The sequence below is a fragment of the Neorhizobium sp. JUb45 genome (assembly GCF_004343585.1).
Taxonomy (GTDB): Bacteria; Pseudomonadota; Alphaproteobacteria; order Rhizobiales; family Rhizobiaceae; genus Neorhizobium.
The window spans coordinates 1,116,592-1,133,125 of record NZ_SLYW01000001.1 but is presented as its reverse complement, the minus strand read 5'-3'; the positions used below and the strand labels follow the sequence as shown (position 1 = coordinate 1,133,125).

General features: G+C 57.4%; 20 protein-coding genes and 1 tRNA gene. 10 read left to right on the top strand and 11 right to left on the bottom strand.

Annotation, left to right across the window (positions count from 1 at the left end; all coding sequences use genetic code 11):
• Positions 1-4 precede the first annotated feature (4 nt).
• From EDF70_RS05425 to EDF70_RS05415, 3 genes are all read right to left on the bottom strand, one after another.
• Positions 5-478, bottom strand: coding sequence for a 3-hydroxyacyl-ACP dehydratase FabZ family protein (locus EDF70_RS05425; RefSeq protein WP_132272276.1), 474 nt, complete (start codon positions 476-478; stop codon positions 5-7).
• A gap of 22 nt (positions 479-500) precedes the next feature.
• The gene (locus EDF70_RS05420; RefSeq protein WP_112730324.1) at positions 501-785 is read right to left on the bottom strand and encodes an acyl carrier protein; all 285 of its coding nucleotides are present in this window, start codon (positions 783-785) and stop codon (positions 501-503) included.
• Positions 786-927: 142 nt separating this feature from the next.
• Positions 928-1,887 (bottom strand): nucleoside hydrolase, encoded by a 960-nt coding sequence (locus EDF70_RS05415; RefSeq protein ID WP_132272275.1) that lies wholly within the window; start codon positions 1,885-1,887, stop codon positions 928-930.
• 189 nt (positions 1,888-2,076) lie between these two features.
• Between EDF70_RS05415 and EDF70_RS05410 the strand changes: the two genes are divergently transcribed.
• Positions 2,077-2,859 carry a TSUP family transporter gene (locus EDF70_RS05410; protein WP_348639708.1) on the top strand — a complete coding sequence of 261 codons (783 nt, stop codon included), beginning with the start codon at positions 2,077-2,079 and terminating at the stop codon, positions 2,857-2,859.
• On the opposite strand, the gene cobU is transcribed toward EDF70_RS05410, so the two are convergent.
• Positions 2,860-3,384 carry a bifunctional adenosylcobinamide kinase/adenosylcobinamide-phosphate guanylyltransferase gene (gene cobU, locus EDF70_RS05405; protein ID WP_132272273.1) on the bottom strand — a complete coding sequence of 175 codons (525 nt, stop codon included), beginning with the start codon at positions 3,382-3,384 and terminating at the stop codon, positions 2,860-2,862. It lies immediately after the preceding gene.
• Positions 3,385-4,148: 764 nt separating this feature from the next.
• Here cobU and EDF70_RS05400 point away from each other — a divergent pair.
• Together EDF70_RS05400 and EDF70_RS05395 are read left to right on the top strand one after the other, a co-directional pair.
• Positions 4,149-5,150 carry an ABC transporter substrate-binding protein gene (locus EDF70_RS05400; protein WP_132272272.1) on the top strand — a complete coding sequence of 334 codons (1,002 nt, stop codon included), beginning with the start codon at positions 4,149-4,151 and terminating at the stop codon, positions 5,148-5,150.
• A gap of 235 nt (positions 5,151-5,385) precedes the next feature.
• Positions 5,386-5,700 carry a hypothetical protein gene (locus EDF70_RS05395; protein WP_245519043.1) on the top strand — a complete coding sequence of 105 codons (315 nt, stop codon included), beginning with the start codon at positions 5,386-5,388 and terminating at the stop codon, positions 5,698-5,700.
• An 89-nt stretch (positions 5,701-5,789) separates the two neighbouring features.
• Here EDF70_RS05395 and EDF70_RS05390 read toward each other — a convergent pair whose 3' ends face one another.
• Positions 5,790-5,951, bottom strand: a complete 162-nt coding sequence (locus EDF70_RS05390; protein ID WP_112730338.1) for an entericidin — start codon at positions 5,949-5,951, stop codon at positions 5,790-5,792.
• 170 nt (positions 5,952-6,121) lie between these two features.
• Here EDF70_RS05390 and EDF70_RS05385 point away from each other — a divergent pair, with 170 nt between their 5' ends.
• The gene (locus EDF70_RS05385; protein ID WP_132272270.1) at positions 6,122-6,901 is read left to right on the top strand and encodes a formyl transferase; all 780 of its coding nucleotides are present in this window, start codon (positions 6,122-6,124) and stop codon (positions 6,899-6,901) included.
• 15 nt (positions 6,902-6,916) lie between these two features.
• On the opposite strand, the gene EDF70_RS05380 is transcribed toward EDF70_RS05385, so the two are convergent.
• Positions 6,917-7,816, bottom strand: coding sequence for a LysR family transcriptional regulator (locus EDF70_RS05380; protein WP_132272269.1), 900 nt, complete (start codon positions 7,814-7,816; stop codon positions 6,917-6,919).
• A 255-nt stretch (positions 7,817-8,071) separates the two neighbouring features.
• On the opposite strand from EDF70_RS05380, the gene EDF70_RS05375 reads away from it, so the two are divergent.
• Positions 8,072-8,287, top strand: coding sequence for a hypothetical protein (locus EDF70_RS05375; RefSeq protein ID WP_245519042.1), 216 nt, complete (start codon positions 8,072-8,074; stop codon positions 8,285-8,287).
• Positions 8,288-8,532: 245 nt separating this feature from the next.
• Positions 8,533-9,552: a GlxA family transcriptional regulator gene (locus EDF70_RS05370; protein ID WP_132272268.1), complete on the top strand. Its 1,020-nt coding sequence runs from the start codon at positions 8,533-8,535 to the stop codon at positions 9,550-9,552.
• Between the two features lie 64 nt (positions 9,553-9,616).
• Here EDF70_RS05370 and EDF70_RS05365 read toward each other — a convergent pair whose 3' ends face one another.
• Both EDF70_RS05365 and EDF70_RS05360 read right to left on the bottom strand, forming a co-directional pair.
• Entirely contained in the window at positions 9,617-10,471 is an 855-nt protein-coding gene (locus EDF70_RS05365; protein WP_132272267.1) for a response regulator, read from the bottom strand.
• Positions 10,472-10,633: 162 nt separating this feature from the next.
• Positions 10,634-13,180, bottom strand: a complete 2,547-nt coding sequence (locus tag EDF70_RS05360) for a mechanosensitive ion channel domain-containing protein (protein ID WP_245519076.1) — start codon at positions 13,178-13,180, stop codon at positions 10,634-10,636.
• A gap of 210 nt (positions 13,181-13,390) precedes the next feature.
• Here EDF70_RS05360 and EDF70_RS05355 point away from each other — a divergent pair, with 210 nt between their 5' ends.
• Positions 13,391-13,642: a GlsB/YeaQ/YmgE family stress response membrane protein gene (locus EDF70_RS05355; protein WP_132272265.1), complete on the top strand. Its 252-nt coding sequence runs from the start codon at positions 13,391-13,393 to the stop codon at positions 13,640-13,642.
• A gap of 17 nt (positions 13,643-13,659) precedes the next feature.
• Here the strand turns inward: EDF70_RS05355 and EDF70_RS05350 are convergent, their stop codons facing one another.
• The gene (locus EDF70_RS05350; protein ID WP_132272264.1) at positions 13,660-14,214 is read right to left on the bottom strand and encodes a DUF924 family protein; all 555 of its coding nucleotides are present in this window, start codon (positions 14,212-14,214) and stop codon (positions 13,660-13,662) included.
• A gap of 11 nt (positions 14,215-14,225) precedes the next feature.
• Positions 14,226-14,735 (bottom strand): heme-degrading domain-containing protein, encoded by a 510-nt coding sequence (locus EDF70_RS05345; protein ID WP_132272263.1) that lies wholly within the window; start codon positions 14,733-14,735, stop codon positions 14,226-14,228.
• Positions 14,736-14,866: 131 nt separating this feature from the next.
• Between EDF70_RS05345 and EDF70_RS05340 the strand changes: the two genes are divergently transcribed.
• Entirely contained in the window at positions 14,867-15,061 is a 195-nt protein-coding gene (locus EDF70_RS05340) for a hypothetical protein (RefSeq protein ID WP_132272262.1), read from the top strand.
• Between the two features lie 139 nt (positions 15,062-15,200).
• Positions 15,201-15,276 (top strand) — tRNA-Lys (locus EDF70_RS05335).
• 104 nt (positions 15,277-15,380) lie between these two features.
• On the opposite strand, the gene EDF70_RS05330 is transcribed toward EDF70_RS05335, so the two are convergent.
• On the bottom strand, positions 15,381-15,632 hold the full coding sequence (locus tag EDF70_RS05330; RefSeq protein ID WP_132272261.1) for a hypothetical protein: 252 nt from the start codon (positions 15,630-15,632) through the stop codon (positions 15,381-15,383).
• Between the two features lie 122 nt (positions 15,633-15,754).
• Here EDF70_RS05330 and EDF70_RS05325 point away from each other — a divergent pair, with 122 nt between their 5' ends.
• Positions 15,755-16,474 (top strand): Crp/Fnr family transcriptional regulator, encoded by a 720-nt coding sequence (locus EDF70_RS05325; protein WP_132272260.1) that lies wholly within the window; start codon positions 15,755-15,757, stop codon positions 16,472-16,474.
• Positions 16,475-16,534: the final 60 nt, after the last annotated feature.

The following is a 16,534-nucleotide window of genomic DNA, read 5'->3' as shown; positions in this document are numbered from 1 at the left end:
GTTATCAAGCGTTCGCGGCAATCGCATCCATGAGACCGATTTCCTCGGCCCGTTTGCGGACGATCGGCGCGAGCGGAATTTCGCTGAACGGCATGGTGCGCAGCTTCAGTTGCGCATCGCAGACCTTCTTGCCATTGCTGGTGATCTTGGCCTTGGTCACGGCATAACCCGATCCCTCGTGCTCCAGAAACGCTTCGATATCGAGCACGGCATCCGGCTCGACGAATGTGCGCATCTTGGCGCCATCGACGGACATCAGGAACGGCATGGCGGCAAAATCGGTCGCAGCCAGAACCAGCATGCCCGAGGCCTGCGCCATGGTCTCGATCAGAAGCACGCCGGGCACGAGCGGCATGCCCGGAAAATGCCCTTCGAACACAGGGCTTTTCGACGGCACGATCGAGCGTGCCGTCAGGGTCTTGGCTCCGAGATCGACCGCTTCGATACGATCGATCATCTGGAAATATTCGAGAAGCATAAAGGCTCAAACAGCCGGGCAATCAGCCCTTGGCTGCCCTCAGCTCGTCGATCTTGGCGCAGAGGTTCTTCAGAACGAAGTACTCTTCGGTCGAAACCTTGCCTTCGTTGACTTCCTGCGTCCACTGTTCCAGCGGAATCTTGATGCCGAATTCCTTGTCGATCGCGAAAACGATGTCGAGGAAATCGAGGCTGTCGATTCCGAGGTCGTCGATCGTATGGCTTTCCGGCGTAATCGTCGCGCGATCGATTTCGCTGGTTTCAGCAATGATGTCGGCAACTTTGTCGAATGTAGCGGTCACGCCCATGTCCTCATAGAGAATATTGTAATCAGGTCCCCACATAGGGAAATCATTTTGGAATGCCAATGGCAAGCGGTGTCACCATAGACATTTGCGCCGCGACTGTTGCCGAAACAGCAATCGCAGCGTTCAGATTGCGCATCGTCTATCAGGCAGCCTTGCCTTCGACAAGCACCGTGCGGATGAGACCAAGCACCGCATCCGCATCGATACCGATGCAAACATGCTGACTCGGGTGCCCATCCCAGTCACCCGGCGGGAACGCCTTGCCATCCGGCTTCTGGATGGTCGAGCCATCGGCAATTCCACCACAGACGACGCGGATCGGGCCGCTGCGGGTTTCGAAAAGATCGGGACGTACGACATAAACGCAGGCGCAACTGTCATGGAGGACCATGCCGTCGCCAACGCGGTGATTGTAAAAATCGATGTAGAACTGCGACAGATCGTTCAGAAGCTGGACATCCTTGCCACCCTCCTTGGCCATTTCGGCAAGGTAGCTGCGCATCATCACCGTCTGCATGGTCACATCGAGGCCGACGACGGTGACGCGCCAGGGAGCCGTAAAGACGAGATCCGCGGCTTCAGGATCACCATGGATATTGGCTTCCGCCGCCACCGTGACATTGCCATGCACACCAAAGGAGCCGCCCATGATGATGACGTCCTTCACCAGTGCTGCCACATCGGGATCGGCCTGCAGAACCAGCGCCAAATTGGTCATCCGCCCGACCGCGACCAGCGTGATCTCGCCCGGATTGGCGCGGACGGTATCGATGATGAACTGATGGGCCGGACGCGGGTCGGCCTTGCGGGAAATCGTCTGCGGAATATCGATATTACCCAGGCCGTTATCGCCGTGGATAAAGGTCGGCCAGTGCCCGTTTTTGCGTTTCGGATCGAATTTTTCGCCGGAACCCTGCGCGACCGGCGACTCGATGCCCCAGGCTTCCGCGAGAAACAGTGCGTTGCGGGTGGTGATATCGATCGGTGCATTGCCGATCGTGGTCGTGATGCCGACCAGATCGATGTCGGGATGACGGTGCAGAAACAGCAGCGCCATCGCGTCGTCAACGCCCGGATCGGTATCGAAAATGACCTTGTGCATGACAAAAATTCCGGTTTTCAAAAGCTGCGGCACCATAACGTCGGATCACGGATGTGCAATCCCGTCACACCCACAGCATGAAATCATCCACCGTACCGTGAAGCCTCGCACCGCCGTTGCGCAGGCGAAGGTTCGGTGCAAGAAGGCGTCCGGCATTTCGCCCCCACCAGACTGCAAAGACAAAATCCCTTGGATATCGCTGCGCACCTCCTCATCGTCCTGTTTTTCGTGGCGATCCTCGCCGGTTTTGTCGATTCGATTGCGGGCGGTGGCGGGCTGATCACCATTCCATCCATGCTGATTGCCGGCATCCCTCCACTCGACGCGCTGGGCACCAACAAGCTGCAGGGCATGTTCGGCGCAACGTCGGCAACAATCTCCTACGCCCGTCGTGGCCATGTGCAACTGAAGACGCAGTTGCCGATGGCGCTGATGGCGCTGATCGGCGGCGGCGTGGGCGCGCTGATTGCCTCTGTCCTGCCGACCAAAATTCTCGGCTCGACAATCCCGTTCCTGCTGATCGCCATCGGACTGTTTTTCGCTCTGAAACCCAATCTCACCGATGTCGACAGCCACCGTCGCATCACGCCCTTCCTGTTCGGCGCCACCTTCGTGCCGCTGATCGGTCTTTACGATGGCGTTTTCGGCCCGGGCGCCGGCTCGTTCTACATGCTGGGATTTGTGCTTCTGGCCGGTTTCGGCATGCTGAAAGCAACCGCCCACACCAAGCTGATCAATCTCGGCTCCAATGTCGGCGGCTTCCTGATGTTCCTGGCGACCGGATCGATCCTGTGGAAGGTCGGCATCGTCATGGGCGTCGGCCAGTTCATCGGTGCGCAGATCGGCTCCAGCCTTGCCATGCGCATCGGCGCAAAGATCATCAAGCCGCTGCTGGTCATTTCCTGCTTTGCCATGGCGACAAAACTTCTGGCCGATCCGTCTCATCCGTTCCGGATCTGGCTCGGCTGGTAATCAGCCCTTCATCTTGAGCGAAAGCCCCGCCGCGACGAAGTGGACTTCGCTTGCCGCCGCCGCGACCTGCTGATGAAGGCGTCCTGCATGATCGCGAAACACCCGCGCCATTCTGTTTTCCGGCACGATCCCAAGCCCGACCTCGTTGGAGACGATGATCAGCCTGGCCTTGGCATCCGCAACATGGGCAGCAAGTGACGCCGACTGCGCGTCAATCGTATCTTCCGCCTCCATCATCAGATTGGTGACCCACAATGTCAGGCAATCGACGAGGATCACACGTTCCGGCGCATCGAGAGATTGAAGTGCTTCGACGAGCGCCATGGGCTCTTCATGTGTCTGCCACCCCTCGCCACGCTGCTGCTGATGAGCGCTGATGCGTGAGCGCATTTCATCATCATAAGCGCGGCCGGTGGCCACGTAATGCATCTCAAGCCCGCTTTCCAAAGCGAGCCTTTCAGCAAAGCCGGACTTGCCCGAGCGTGCGCCGCCAAGCACGAAAACCGAACCGGCAATCAGGCTCATGGTGCAGATATCCGTTTGAAATCAACAGAGAATGTGCCGCCGAAGCAGGGAGCCATGGAAGAGCGGACGATTCGTAGATTAGCAAGGCGTCCGCCCGGGTTGATCATAGTTCTGCTCCGGCGGCCCGACCGATCCCGACTATGCCCCACCCGGCCACGGCATGTGGCTCTGTCAGCAAGGCGAAGCGAGACGGTGGTTCGCAATACGATCGAATTGCCGGCGCGATCCAAATGGATGACAATCGAGTCTCGCCGATGTGGATATCGTCTTACGACAAGCATGCGCTGTCAATCGCAGCATGGCCCGACATCAGAACCATGACCATGCTATCAAGCGTTTATGGACAACGAGATGAAAGACAAAGGCTTCAGAACATCAACTCTGAAGCAAAAACGGTCCGGTACGCACTACCTAAATCCGGACCTGTTGGCGACATGGTCGCGGATGCATAGATATCGTCACATTCTTACCGGATCGTTATCCATTCACACAATGATCCCCTCCGGTGCATCTTTTTTCGATTTTTTCTGCGCGCTCGATGCCATTGTGGTGCGACCACCGTCGTCATGAAAGCCTGCCGAAACAGTTGATTTTTCTGGGAGAAGCCGTAGCGTCAGAGAACCGCTGCATGAATTACCGATCATATGAGGCTGGCCGCCAAGGCACATGTAAAAAAACAAACAGACAGCCTTGGCCCTCGATACGGCACATTATACCGCCGACCTCTGGACGCAGACACTTCGATTGAGACTGGGAGGTCTTGGATGATAAAAACCCTTCTCGCATCGGCCGCAGTCGGTTTGTGCTTCTGCGTCATGACGGGCACCGCACAGTCCGCCGATTGTGGCAGCGTATCGATCGCTGAAATGAACTGGGCCTCGGCGGGTGTCGCTGCTCATGTCGACAAGATCATTCTGGAAAACGGTTACGGCTGTTCGGTCGAAATCGTGCCCGGCGATACAATGCCGACCTTCACGTCGATGAACGAAAAGTCAGAGCCTGACATTGCACCTGAGTTCTGGGTCAATTCCGTGCGCACGCCGCTCGACGCCGCCGTCAAGGAAGGGCGGCTTATCCAGGCAGCCGAAATCTTGACCGACGGCGCGGTTGAAGGTTGGTGGATCCCCAAATTTCTGGCCGACGCTCATCCCGATATCAAGACGGTCGACGATGCGCTCAAGCACCCGGAACTCTTTCCAGCCCCGGACGACAAAACGAAGGCTGCGATTTACAATTGCCCATCGGGGTGGAGTTGTCAGGTTTCGACCGCCAATCTTTACCGGGCGATCGGCGCTGGCGAAAAGGGTTTCGAATTGGTCGGGACTAGTTCCGCCGCGGATCTAGACAACTCGATCGCCAACGCATTTGAGAAAAAGATCGGCTGGCTTGGCTACTATTGGGCGCCGACGTCGATCATGGGCAAATACGAGATGGTCAAGCTCTCCTTCGGCGTGCCGCACAACAAGATGGACTGGGACACCTGCACGGCAGTACCCGATTGCCCGACCGCCAAGGTAAATTCCTATCCGATCTCACAGGCCTTCACCATCGTCACAAAGGGCTTTGCCGACAAGGCCGGAATCGCGATGGACTATATGAAGGCCCGAAAATGGAGCAACGATACAGTCAACAGCGTGCTGGCCTGGCAGCGCGAGAACAACGGCAGCAATGAGAGCGCCGCCAGATATTTCCTCAAGGAGAACGAGGATGTCTGGACCAAATGGGTGACGTTTAACGTGGCGGAAAAGGTCAGGGCAGCGCTTTAACGACCGCCGCAACGCTCTCATGAAAGGCCGCCCTCACCCCTGTAGCGAGCGAAAGCACAAACCAACGCTGGAGAACCGCTGTCCAAAGGCGTCAGGCGAGCCTGAGCGACTTGAAAAGCCCGGCCGCCTCGGCCAGAAACAGCGAAAGTGAATCAGCGAGCGGCGGTCAGCCCTTCGTGTTGCGGCAAAGGGGCATGACATAGGCAAAATCTCTCCGATCGGAAACCGCGAGACGGTGTCAGACGGGCTTGATACCTTTTCCGTGGAAAACCAGGCATGGCTCGTGCTCTTGATGGAGAGCCCCAGCAATGACGATCTGCTGCTCGACGGCCTGCATCTCTATCTCGACCGGGCGAGCGAAGCGCGTTTCCTGAATTCGATGAAGCTGGAGAAATGCGGCGAGTGGGTTGGAAACAATGCCCCTGCCCGGCTGCAGATCCGGCTGAGCGAAGCAGCCAAATCGAGCAAGCATCCCGCTTATGGCGCATTCCGCACCGGCCTGTCGAAATCCGGCGGCCTTGAGCGTGCCTATCCGAAAGCGCCGGTCTGATTGACCCGCAGAGCGTCTGTCGGACGTCGTCCATAAAAAAACGGCTCGGGACCGATTGTGCCGAGCCGTTTTGATTCTACGTCGATCGATTAACGCTTGGCGGCGCGATCAACATCGCGGCCTGCGGACTGCGTTGCATCAACGGCGTTTGCCGTGTCCCGGCCCACGCCGCGAATGGTGTTGCCACATGCGCTCAGCGTCAGGAGTGCAACGAGGGTGGCGCCGAGGACGGTGACTGTTCCGATTTTCATGGTGGGAGCTCCGAAAGGATATCGATTGATTGCTTGTTGCGCCCAAGAAACGCGTCACTTCACGAAAGGTTCAATCGAAAGTGTGATTTATTTTCACCGCACACCAACCTAACGCTTTCTTCATTGCACAAACGCCAGACTGTATCGGCGTTGAAACGGGATCTGGCAGGATGGGTGAGTTCGAAACTGTGCCACGCGTGGTGGTTCTGACCGCCGGAGGCGCCAATCCTCAGGTGATGATAAACGCCCTCAAAAAACACTGGTCCGATCTTCATGTCATAGAGGAACGGCCGGAGAGCAAGGCAGTCATTCTCAAGCGTCGCGCACGACGTCTCGGCTGGCCGGCGGCGCTGGGCCAGCTCGCAACGATGTTGGCCTCCCGGCTCGGCAAGAATGTTGCCGCACGCCGCTCCCACGAAATTCTGAAAATCTACGGCCAATCGGCACAATCAGATCCGTCCATCCCCGTCGATCACGTCGACAGTCTCAACGACGAAGAATGTCATTCGCTGCTGTTGCGGCTCCAGCCTCAGGTGATTTTCACGATTTCCTGCAGACTGCTTTCCAGAGCGACGCTCGCGGCCTGCCCTTGCCCGGTCATCAATTTTCATGCCGGCATAAACCCGGCCTATCGTGGCCAGATGGGCGGCTACTGGTCACTGGTCGAACGCGACGGCAAAAATTTCGGTGCGACCGTCCACCTCGTGGATGCCGGCACGGATACGGGCGGCACGCTCTACGAACAGCGTGTCGCACCATCGAAGGGGGATTTCATCGCGACCTACCCTCTGTTGCTGACGGCAGCTTCCACGGACATCGCCATCAAGGCGATAGAAGATGTGCTGCATGGGCGCATCGCGGAAAAAGCGCAGACCGGCAATTCCGTCCTGCGTTTTCCTCCACCCGTCTGGGCATGGATATGGAACGGCATCAGCAAAGGCATCTGGTAGCCGTTTGGTCCTACTTTAAGCCGCAGCAGCCGAATCGATCGTCTCGAAAGCGGCACGGATACCTTCCGCGACCGCCTTGGCTGGTACCGACAGCTGCGGGCTGGTGAGCAGCCGGATGTCAAAACTGATCAGTTCCGGCAGACCTTCCTTCGCACCCAGTATCTGCATGTCACCGGTTATGTATGAACGCGGGAACGGGGCGATCGCCAGATCGGACACCACGGCCGCCCGCTGCGCCATCGTATGGGCGCTGGCATAGGCGATACGGTAGGGTCTTTTGTGCTTGTCGAGTTGCGCCAAGGCATCCTGCCGCCACACGCAACCGTCCTCCCACACGGAAATCGGCAGCGGATCGCGCAGATAGGCATTGCCGCATTTGGCGCCGGCCCAGACCAGCTTTTCCGTATGGATGATTTCACCCGCTGTCGGGAACGGTCGTGTGGCGCAGTTTATCAGCGCCAGATCCAGCCGTTGTTCATCCATGCGCTTGCGCAGCAACAGGCTCTGGTCGACGGTGACATCGACCATGATGCCCGGAAAACTCTCGCCAAAATCCTTGAGCAGTTTGGGCAGCAGCCGTTCCGCAATGTCATCCGGCGCTCCCAGGCGCACGACGCCGGACAGTTCCGGCATGACGAAACGCGACACCGCTTCATTCGACAGCGCGAGCATGCGCCGCGCATAAGACAGCAGCATCTCTCCATGCTGCGTCAGCGTCACAGATCGGGCATCACGCAGGAAGAGCACTGTCTTCAGCTGCTCCTCAAGTTTCTTGATCTGCATGGAAACGGCCGAAGGTGTGCGCAGGACCGCTTCCGCGGCCGTCGAAAAATTGCCCGTTTCGGCAATCGCTACAAAAGTTCTCAGAACATCATTGTCGAGCAGTGGAAGCGGCGATCGAAAAGGCGTGGACATGATCTGACCTTCAATTTTTCTGAACTTAAGCACCATATCATTTCGTTTGATTGAACGTCAAGCCGATGCATAATACGCCTACTGATTGATCTATTTGATCGCATTTGAGGCGGAGCAAGGCGCGAAAGCGCAATTTGCGCCACACATTCCGATGAATGGAAACAAAACCATTCACCTGATTGATGACAAGAGCACGAGATCTGTCCGCTGGAAGCCACGCACAGATCGACCAACACAGGAACGGAGGAGGCCACGATGGCCATGTTCACGTCACATCACGCCCACAAGTCCAACTCAGTATTCGGCGCCGTCTGGGCTATTGCCGTCGGCAGCATCGCAGAAGTCAGGGCCTCCTGGCGTCGGCGCAAGAATGCCGAACTGATCCAGAGCATGCCCGCCGAACTGCGCAAGGATATCGGCTGGCCCACAAGCGACATCCTCAACGAGAAGAACGGCGATATTCGCCATTGATTGCGGACTATTGCTCACATTCGCTCGGCGGAAACGCTTTTCATCCAATACCATATGCCGGATGCCTTCAAATCCTGAGGCACCCGGCATTTTTCTTGGGCTCAGGTCGCGGTGTCGCAAAAAGAATGCATAGAATCCGGCACTTTGCCGGGTGCGCCGCGGATGCAGGGATTTGTGTCGCTTTTTGAACATTAACAATGCATAGTTTCACGCGAGGGATTGACATTCGTCACGGAGTTCTCGGCATGAACAAGTTGCAGACCAAAAAGCGTTCGATTGCCTTCTTCCTCGTCCCCCACTTTACAATGCTGCCATTCGCGGCCGCGGTCGAAACCCTGCGCATCGCCAACCGCATGCTCGGTTACACCGCCTACACATGGCGCCTCTGTTCCACCAATGGGGAAAAGGTCTACTCCTCATGCGGCATCGGAATTGAAGTGAACTCCTCCATCGCTGACGAACGCAAGGCCCTCGGCGGCGAACATCGCCCCGACATGGTGCTGGTCTGTTCCGGCGTTTATGTCGAAGAATTCCAGAACAAGACCGCCAGCGCTTATCTGCGCGAGACCTATAACCGCGGCATTGCCGTTGGCAGCCTCTGTACCGGCGCCCACCTGCTGGCGCAGGCGGGGCTTCTCAACGGCAAGCGCTGCGCCATCCATTGGGAAAACCTGCCCGGTTTTTCCGAGGCCTTTCCGCAGGCGGAAGTTTACGCCGATCTCTACGAGGTCGACGGCAACATTTACACCTGCGCCGGTGGCACCGCCTCTCTCGACATGATGCTGAACCTAATCGGTCAGGATTTCGGTGAAAACCTCGTCAACAGGATTTGCGAACAGCAGCTGACCGACCGCGTCCGCAATCCGCATGATCGTCAGCGCCTGCCGCTGCGCGCCCGCCTCGGCATCCAGAATTCCAAAGTTCTGTCGATTATCGAGGTCATGGAGGCAAACCTTGCGGAGCCGTTGTCGCTCGTCGAGATCGCCGACAATGCCGGCCTGTCGCGTCGGCAGATCGAACGGCTGTTTCGCCAGGAGATGGGACGCTCCCCTGCCCGTTATTATCTCGAAATCCGCCTCGATCGCGCCCGCCATTTGCTGGTGCAATCGTCGCTGCCTGTCGTCGAAGTGGCCGTTGCCTGCGGCTTTGTTTCCGCGTCGCATTTTTCCAAATGCTACCGCGAAATCTACAACCGATCGCCGCAACAGGAACGCGCCGAGCGCAAACTGACGACGAACACGGTTCGATCGGGTGTCGTCGCCTGATTTGCCAACACTAAAACGCAAAACGCCGCCCGTGAAGGCGGCGTTTTGATTCAATATGTTCGCCTCAGGCGATGGCTTTGCGCGCCGGCACGCTACCCTTGTTCCGCTCCTGCATGGAGCGGATCTGGATGAGCGTATCGAGGTTCTGGTTGACGCGGCAATAGAACTCTTCGTCGATGAACGGCCGCAACATGAAGTCGTTGCCACCGGCTTTCAGGAAACGTGCAGACAGCAAGCGGTTGTCGGAAGACGACACGCCGATAATACGCAACTCGTGGCTGCCACGGACAGAGCGAATGCGACGCGTCAGTTCAAAACCATCGATATCGGGCATGTTATAGTCGGTGACGACGAGGCCGATATCGGCATTCTTCTTGAGAAGCTCGAGCGCCTTGGCACCGTTCTCCGCTGTGCTGACACGGAAATTGTAGCGTTTCAGACGGCTGGACAGCAGCGCCCGCGCAGTCGGGCTGTCATCGACGATCAGCACGTGATGCTGGTGGTTGGTGAGGAAGCGGCAGACCGATTCGGCCAGCATATCCACGGCAAAGACATTGTCCTTGAGGATATAATCGACCACGTCCTGCTTCAGCAGCTTTTCGCGCGTGTCCTCATGGAACGTGCCGGTAAAGACAATGACCGGAATGCTGAGATCGATCAGATATCCCAGCGCTTCGCCATTCTCGGCGCCTGGCAGATTGATGTTCGAAATCGCCAGCGTAATCGGATCGGTCGAGCGGTCGTAAGCCAGCTGCAGTTCTTCGAAATTGCGGCAGATTTCCACCTCAATACCGAACAACTCGTCCAGCCGTTTACTAATCATAGACGTAAAGACATTGGAGTCTTCCGCCAGAAGTATTCGTGCGCCTGCAAGATCCTGACCGGAATAGTGCATTCCGGAGATGCCGAGAAAAGTCATAATGCCCCTATCAGTGAGATACTGTCCCCTGATGGCACATATTATTGAAGACGTTTTTCGGAAGCGTTAATTGCGCAAGACATCTTGATGACAGACAGCAAAAAATCAAAGATCCGCTTTTATTCTTGCTGCCTGCAATCTGCGCGCCGGAAAACCTTTCAATCAGGCACCGCCACGCAAGTCCTCGTCCTTATCCGGAACCCAGTTCGGCTTGCCGCGATGTAACACGATCTCCTGCTGCGGGAATGGAATGTGTATATTCGCCTGGCGGAAAGCCTTGAGAATATCGGCACGCAACGTGTTGCGAATACGCAGGCCCGCATCCATGTCCGCCAGATGATAACGCAGCTCGAAATCCAGCGAGGACGCACCGAAGCGCAGGAATTCGACATGTGGCTCCGGATTGCGAAGGACTTCGGGAACCTCCTTGACCAGGCCAAGCAGGATATCGATCACCTTCTGCGGGTCGGCGTCATAGCTGGCAGAGACCGGGATCTCGTTGCGCTGGATGCGGTTTCTGTGGGTCCAGTTGCCGACAGGCGCGTTGATCAGCTCGGAATTCGGCACGATGATCGACTGTTTACGGAATGTCTCGATTTCCGTGGCGCGCACCGAAATGCGTTTGACGATGCCTTCGGTCGTGCCGGTGATGACATGGTCACCGACCTTGAACGGCCGCTCGACCAGAAGGATGAGGCCAGACACGAAGTTCGACACGATGTTCTGCAAGCCGAAACCGATACCGACCGAAAGTGCCGAAGCGACAAGCGCAAAACTTGAGAGATCGATACCCGCCGCCGACACGCCGATCAGCGCCGCCATGCCGACGCCGAGATAACCGATACCGGTGCGCACCGAGTTGCGCACACCGGTATCGACCTGGCTGCGCGCCATAACATTGCCGTCGATCCACTTCTGGATCCAGCCTGTCACGACATAACCGGCGGCAAACAGCAGGATACCGCCGAAAATGCTGACGATGGAGATCGAGATGTTGCCGATCGTGATGCGTGTGAAGAACTGGTAGACCCAGGACTCGATGTCGGTGAGCTGAAATCCCCAGGTGATGAGGATCAGCGGAATGCCAAAGACCAGTGCAAAGGCATAGATGCTAAGCCCGGCCAGCAGACCCGTCTGATCGAGCCCGACATCCCCAAACTTGAACCGCTCAGCCAGCTTGTTGCCGGCCGAGGTATTCTTGAAGGCGCCCTGCTTGGAAACAGCCTTGCCGGACAGAAGACCGATATAGATCAGCACGACCACCGCGCCGGTCAACACGATCTGCGTGGCGCCGAAACGGGCAAGGCCGACATAACCGGCAATGACAGAAAGAATGAGCAGAAGACCCGCCAGCCGCAACAGGATGCGAACGGCGCGCGGCCATGCATGACCTTCTCCGTCAGACGCTTCATCCGCCGAGAGGATCGGTTTGACGAAGGAAACACCGATAAGGATCAGGCCGATGACGAACGCCGCGATGATGCTCTTGGCGATCGTGACGACCAGCGGAGAGTTCAGCGCTTCGCTGACGGCGCCCAACATATAATCGAGACCATTGACCACAGCCATGGCAATCACGGCTGCCGTCAACAGCCGTGCGCCACTATCGGTGACGCGCACCAGTCGCCAGTTCGGGTCTGACGGGGCGAGCACCGATGTGCTCAGGTGCCAGACAAAATAGATGAACCAGACGAACCCGAAAAAGGAAGCGATCATCGACGACACGTCGGGCCGCAGGACGTTGAAACCGTCAAGGAAGAAGTAGGACGAGACCAGGAAAGCCGCGAGCGACATCGTCTCGATCACCGTCGACCAGAACGCCACCGACAGGCGACGCAGATAGGTCGGCGCTTCGTCGCCAACGACCTTGCGGTGGATCAGGCGCCCGAACAGACGATAGCCACCGAGAAGAAACAGCAGGCCGGCACCAAGCGACAGGACCAGCGCACCGATCAGCTGGTACTTCTTGTAGCTCCAGACAAAGCCGGACCAGCCGGAAATCGTACGGGCAAAATTCGAAATTTCAGTAACCGTCGCCTGCCCCGCTTCGGCGAACAGATCCATCGACATATCGGTATGGCGAAACAGCGTCTGGGCAAACAGGTTGCGGCGCAACGTCGTGATCGTGTTGCCGAGCTGATTGGCGCTTTCCGAAAGACTGGTGGCGTTTTCAGCCACGACGTTGAGTTCCGCGCGCTCGTTCAGCAACCGGTTGCGCTCTTGGGACACCAGCGGTGGCTCCGCGGGCTGCCCTTCCTTCGGCGCCTCACCCAGAGCCGTCAGACGGTCACCGATCTGTTTTTCGCGATCCTGCAGCCGTGTCGATGTCGCCTGCATTTCGCCTGCGATTTCCTCGGCGCGGACACGAAGTTCGGCAAGGCTGCCATCGTCATCGATATCCTGCTGAACACGCTTTTGAAACGTATCGAGCTGTGAGCGGATGGTCGCCAGATTGGCCCGCATTTTAGCGTTGATCGAATCCGCTGTGACCTGACCCTCATTCGGGTCGGGAGCTTCCGCCGCGGGCGCAGCCGGCGCTGGCGCAGGCGTGTTAGGCACTGGCGCAGCCGGCTGCTGGGCATCTGCCGGTGCCGCAGCCGGAGCCTGCTGCTGCGCCATGGCCGGCGAAGACAACGCTGGCGACAGGGCAAAGGCGCCAAGCTGGAGAGCGATCAGTGCGGCCGCGGCAAAGCGGCTTTTCGTTCTCATATCGGACACGCGAATACTCGTCTCTTCAAGGGTTGGTCCGCGCCGCGCGCAGAGAATCGGCGGGAAGATAGGCACAGATCACGGCGAAGGAAAGGAATGACAAAAACCAATCGCCTATATCCTGTATTTTGAGGGGTTTAGCTGAATAGTTTGGAACCTCGACGCCACGGCTGCGTTCACCCCGGCAATATTTCAACAGGGGTAAGCACCATGGAACAGGCAGGTATCGGCTGGATCGCAGCCATCATCATCGGCGGCATCGCAGGCTGGCTGGCAGAAAAATTCATGCGCAGCGACATGGGCGTGTTCATGAATATTCTGCTGGGCATCGTCGGCGCCATCATCGCCAACGCCATCCTCGGCGTCTTCGGCATCGTGCTGGGCGGCTGGATCGGCTATCTCATCGCCGGCTTTATCGGCGCATGCATCCTGATCGGCGTCGGACGCGCGATCAGGCGCTAGCCGTTCCAGAGAGAATATCAAAAACCGGAGCCGGGCTGCGACAGATAGTCGAGCTCGGCTTTTGTCGATTCCCGTCCGACAAAAGCATTGCGATGCGGAAAGCGGCCAAACTGACGGATGACCTCACGGTGCCGTTCGGCATAGTCGAGATAATTGGCATCGCCGAGGTGCGAAAACAGCTGCACGCACCGGTCCTGTTCAGCGATGCTCTCCGCGTGTTCGAAAGGCAGATACGAGAAACAACGTGAATGAACGTCGAGTTCACGATCAAGCCCTGCATCCACCATCAGCCGCGCCTCGCGCAATGCAAGCCAATCGGTCGAAAACGCAAGCGGCGTGGCGCGATACATGTTTCGCGGAAACTGATCGAGCACGATGATCGCAGCCAGCCGGTGACGCGGCGAGGAATGAAATGCAGACAGATCGCCGCGCGCCATTTCAAGATGCAGCCCGGCAAAGCGATTGCGGATGGTGTCGTCCAGACCGTCAGGCGGCTGAAACCAGCCCTTTTCGCCAAGCTCCTCGAACCAGAATGCCAAAACCTCTTCGGCAGCGTCTTTTCCAAGCGTCATGAACTCTTCCCTCACACGATAACCGGCGCGGCGTCGAGATTGACGGCCTGGTTATCCAGCCCCAGCATGCCGGCAATCGCTTCGACAACCATCTTGTGATCCTCCCGTTGCGGCAATCCAGAAACGGTCACCGTCCCGATCGCCCCGACACCACGGACGACGATCGGAAAACTGCCGCCATGAGCGGCATAGTCCGCAGGATCAACCCCGTATTTGTCCGTAAGCGTGCGGTTTTCCAGCGATAGACCGAGACCGATCGCATAGCTCGGATGCCCGAAGCGGGCTGCAACATTGCGTTTGCGGCGTATCCACTGGGCATTATCCGGAACGGAACCCGGCAGAGCCGCATAAAAGGCCGGCATGCCGTTGATCTGTACGTCGATCGCAACCGGATGACCGGCAGAAGCAGCCATCTGCCGCAATCTGCTTCCCAGGTCCCAGGCACTTGCGAGATCGAAACGATCGAACTGAAGTACCATTTCCTGCTCGAGGATAAGGGAAAGGTCGTTTTCGATTGCCATGATTGCGTCCTCCTTCATGTCTGCGCGATTGATGGCGGCTGCGGCGGGCGATGTAAAGTCACCAACCCGTTCCGTTACGCAGCGGAACATTCAATGCGGCTGCGCAGTTATGGCAGCAAAGGAGAAAGGCCATGTCGACATCCTCGTTTTCAAGCCGCAAATTTCTCATCGCAGCCACCTATGCGGCCACGGTCATCCTGTTCGCATCGATCGCCTGGCAGCCAGGCTCGACCACGCTCGGAAAATCGAGCAGGCTTTCCGGTCCCCAGACAGAAACGGCATTTCTGATGCAACGTTTTGGAAATCCTCAGCGCACAGGGCCGTAATCCGGCCTTTTACACACCCTCGGGCAGCGCCTCTCAAAAAAGTTCGAGAAAATTCATTCTGCCGCTAGACAAGCCGAATGAAGCCCTTTAGAAGCCCCCTCACACCGCCGGTGACACCAAACACCGGGACGGATTGGACGGGTGATTAGCTCAGTTGGTAGAGCAGCTGACTCTTAATCAGCGGGTCGTAGGTTCGAGCCCTACATCACCCACCAAACTCTCTCAAGCAATTGAAAGCCTTGTAGAAGTCGATTGTATCGACTTGATGACATCGCCTGCATATTTCCATTTTCCACCAACACTGACGCATGCGAAACCATCATCCTTCTTCAGGACGATGTTTCCATTCCGTTTGAAAACTGAGATGCGTGGCGCAGAGCTCCTTGCCGGTGTCGTCGCGAACGAAAATGGAGATATCCCCACGCTCCTGCCCCGGCAATTCATCGCGAGCGATGTCCAGCAATATCCGGCTCATTTCATGCATGATACGTTTTTGCGATGGCAGCTCCATCCCGTGGTCATCACGACTCGGGCCGTTACCATTGTGAATGTCGAAAAAATATCTGGGCATCAGCTGCAAGCCTTTGTGATTTCGCAATCAATCACCGGCGCCGCGATTTGTTCCGAGCAAAAATTTGCAACCATCGCCCGGCATCCGCGTTCTAAGCCCCGACCAGAACAAGGGACAACGCCGTGATCGATGCACTTCTTCTCAACCTCGAACAGCGAGACACTCTTTCCTCTGCGGAAAAAGACGTTTTGCGATCGATTGCAGGAAGGGAAAAGCGTTTTTCTGCCAACGAAGACATCGTCACCGAAGGCACCCGCCCGAACACCAGCACGATGCTGCTGGATGGATTTGCGGCGCGCTACAAAGTGACGCCGGAAGGCGCACGCCAGATCACCGCCATACATATTGCCGGGGAATTCGTCGATCTGCATGCATTCCTGCTCAAAACCATGGACCACGGGATCGTGGCACTGTCGAACTGCACCGTCGCCTTTGTCGATTACCCCGACCTCAAGAAAATCACCGAGGAATGGCCGCACCTGACGCGCATGCTCTGGCTGGATACACTCATCCATGGCGGCATCCACCGCGAATGGATCGTCTCCATGGGCCGCCGGTCGCGCACCTCCCACCTTGCCCATGTGATCTGCGAGCTCTATCTGCGCCTCAAGGTCGTCGGGCATACGCAAGGCTGGGCCTTTCACTTTCCGCTGTCGCAGTCGGAGATGGCGGATGTGCTTGGCATATCGCTCGTGCACATGAACCGGGTGATACAGGCGTTGCGGCGTGAAAATCTGATCACCTGGACCAAGGACACGATTACCGTTCTCGACTGGCCACGCCTTCAGTCGGTAGCCGGCTTCGATCCGACCTATCTCTCGCTCAACGCCGAACCGCGTTAGTCACCGGCATTTGCCATTTGCCGCAGGCCCAGATCCACTTCCAGGGTTGCGATATGGCAG

Bases quoted from the DNA above. Each gene is read 5' to 3' on its own strand.
- EDF70_RS05365 (WP_132272267.1), bottom strand. From the start codon at position 10,471: ATGACTTTTCTCGGCATCTCCGGAATGCACTATTCCGGTCAGGATCTT.
- EDF70_RS05330 (WP_132272261.1), bottom strand. From the start codon at position 15,632: ATGCCCAGATATTTTTTCGACATTCACAATGGTAACGGCCCGAGTCGT.
- EDF70_RS05400 (WP_132272272.1), top strand. From the start codon at position 4,149: ATGATAAAAACCCTTCTCGCATCGGCCGCAGTCGGTTTGTGCTTCTGC.
- EDF70_RS05390 (WP_112730338.1), bottom strand. From the start codon at position 5,951: ATGAAAATCGGAACAGTCACCGTCCTCGGCGCCACCCTCGTTGCACTC.
- EDF70_RS05380 (WP_132272269.1), bottom strand. From the start codon at position 7,816: ATGTCCACGCCTTTTCGATCGCCGCTTCCACTGCTCGACAATGATGTT.
- EDF70_RS05355 (WP_132272265.1), top strand. From the start codon at position 13,391: ATGGAACAGGCAGGTATCGGCTGGATCGCAGCCATCATCATCGGCGGC.
- EDF70_RS05420 (WP_112730324.1), bottom strand. From the start codon at position 785: ATGGGCGTGACCGCTACATTCGACAAAGTTGCCGACATCATTGCTGAA.
- EDF70_RS05350 (WP_132272264.1), bottom strand. From the start codon at position 14,214: ATGACGCTTGGAAAAGACGCTGCCGAAGAGGTTTTGGCATTCTGGTTC.
- EDF70_RS05425 (WP_132272276.1), bottom strand. From the start codon at position 478: ATGCTTCTCGAATATTTCCAGATGATCGATCGTATCGAAGCGGTCGAT.
- EDF70_RS05385 (WP_132272270.1), top strand. From the start codon at position 6,122: ATGGGTGAGTTCGAAACTGTGCCACGCGTGGTGGTTCTGACCGCCGGA.
- EDF70_RS05340 (WP_132272262.1), top strand. From the start codon at position 14,867: ATGTCGACATCCTCGTTTTCAAGCCGCAAATTTCTCATCGCAGCCACC.
- EDF70_RS05345 (WP_132272263.1), bottom strand. From the start codon at position 14,735: ATGGCAATCGAAAACGACCTTTCCCTTATCCTCGAGCAGGAAATGGTA.
- EDF70_RS05360 (WP_245519076.1), bottom strand. From the start codon at position 13,180: ATGAGAACGAAAAGCCGCTTTGCCGCGGCCGCACTGATCGCTCTCCAG.
- EDF70_RS05375 (WP_245519042.1), top strand. From the start codon at position 8,072: ATGGCCATGTTCACGTCACATCACGCCCACAAGTCCAACTCAGTATTC.
- EDF70_RS05370 (WP_132272268.1), top strand. From the start codon at position 8,533: ATGAACAAGTTGCAGACCAAAAAGCGTTCGATTGCCTTCTTCCTCGTC.
- cobU (WP_132272273.1), bottom strand. From the start codon at position 3,384: ATGAGCCTGATTGCCGGTTCGGTTTTCGTGCTTGGCGGCGCACGCTCG.
- EDF70_RS05415 (WP_132272275.1), bottom strand. From the start codon at position 1,887: ATGCACAAGGTCATTTTCGATACCGATCCGGGCGTTGACGACGCGATG.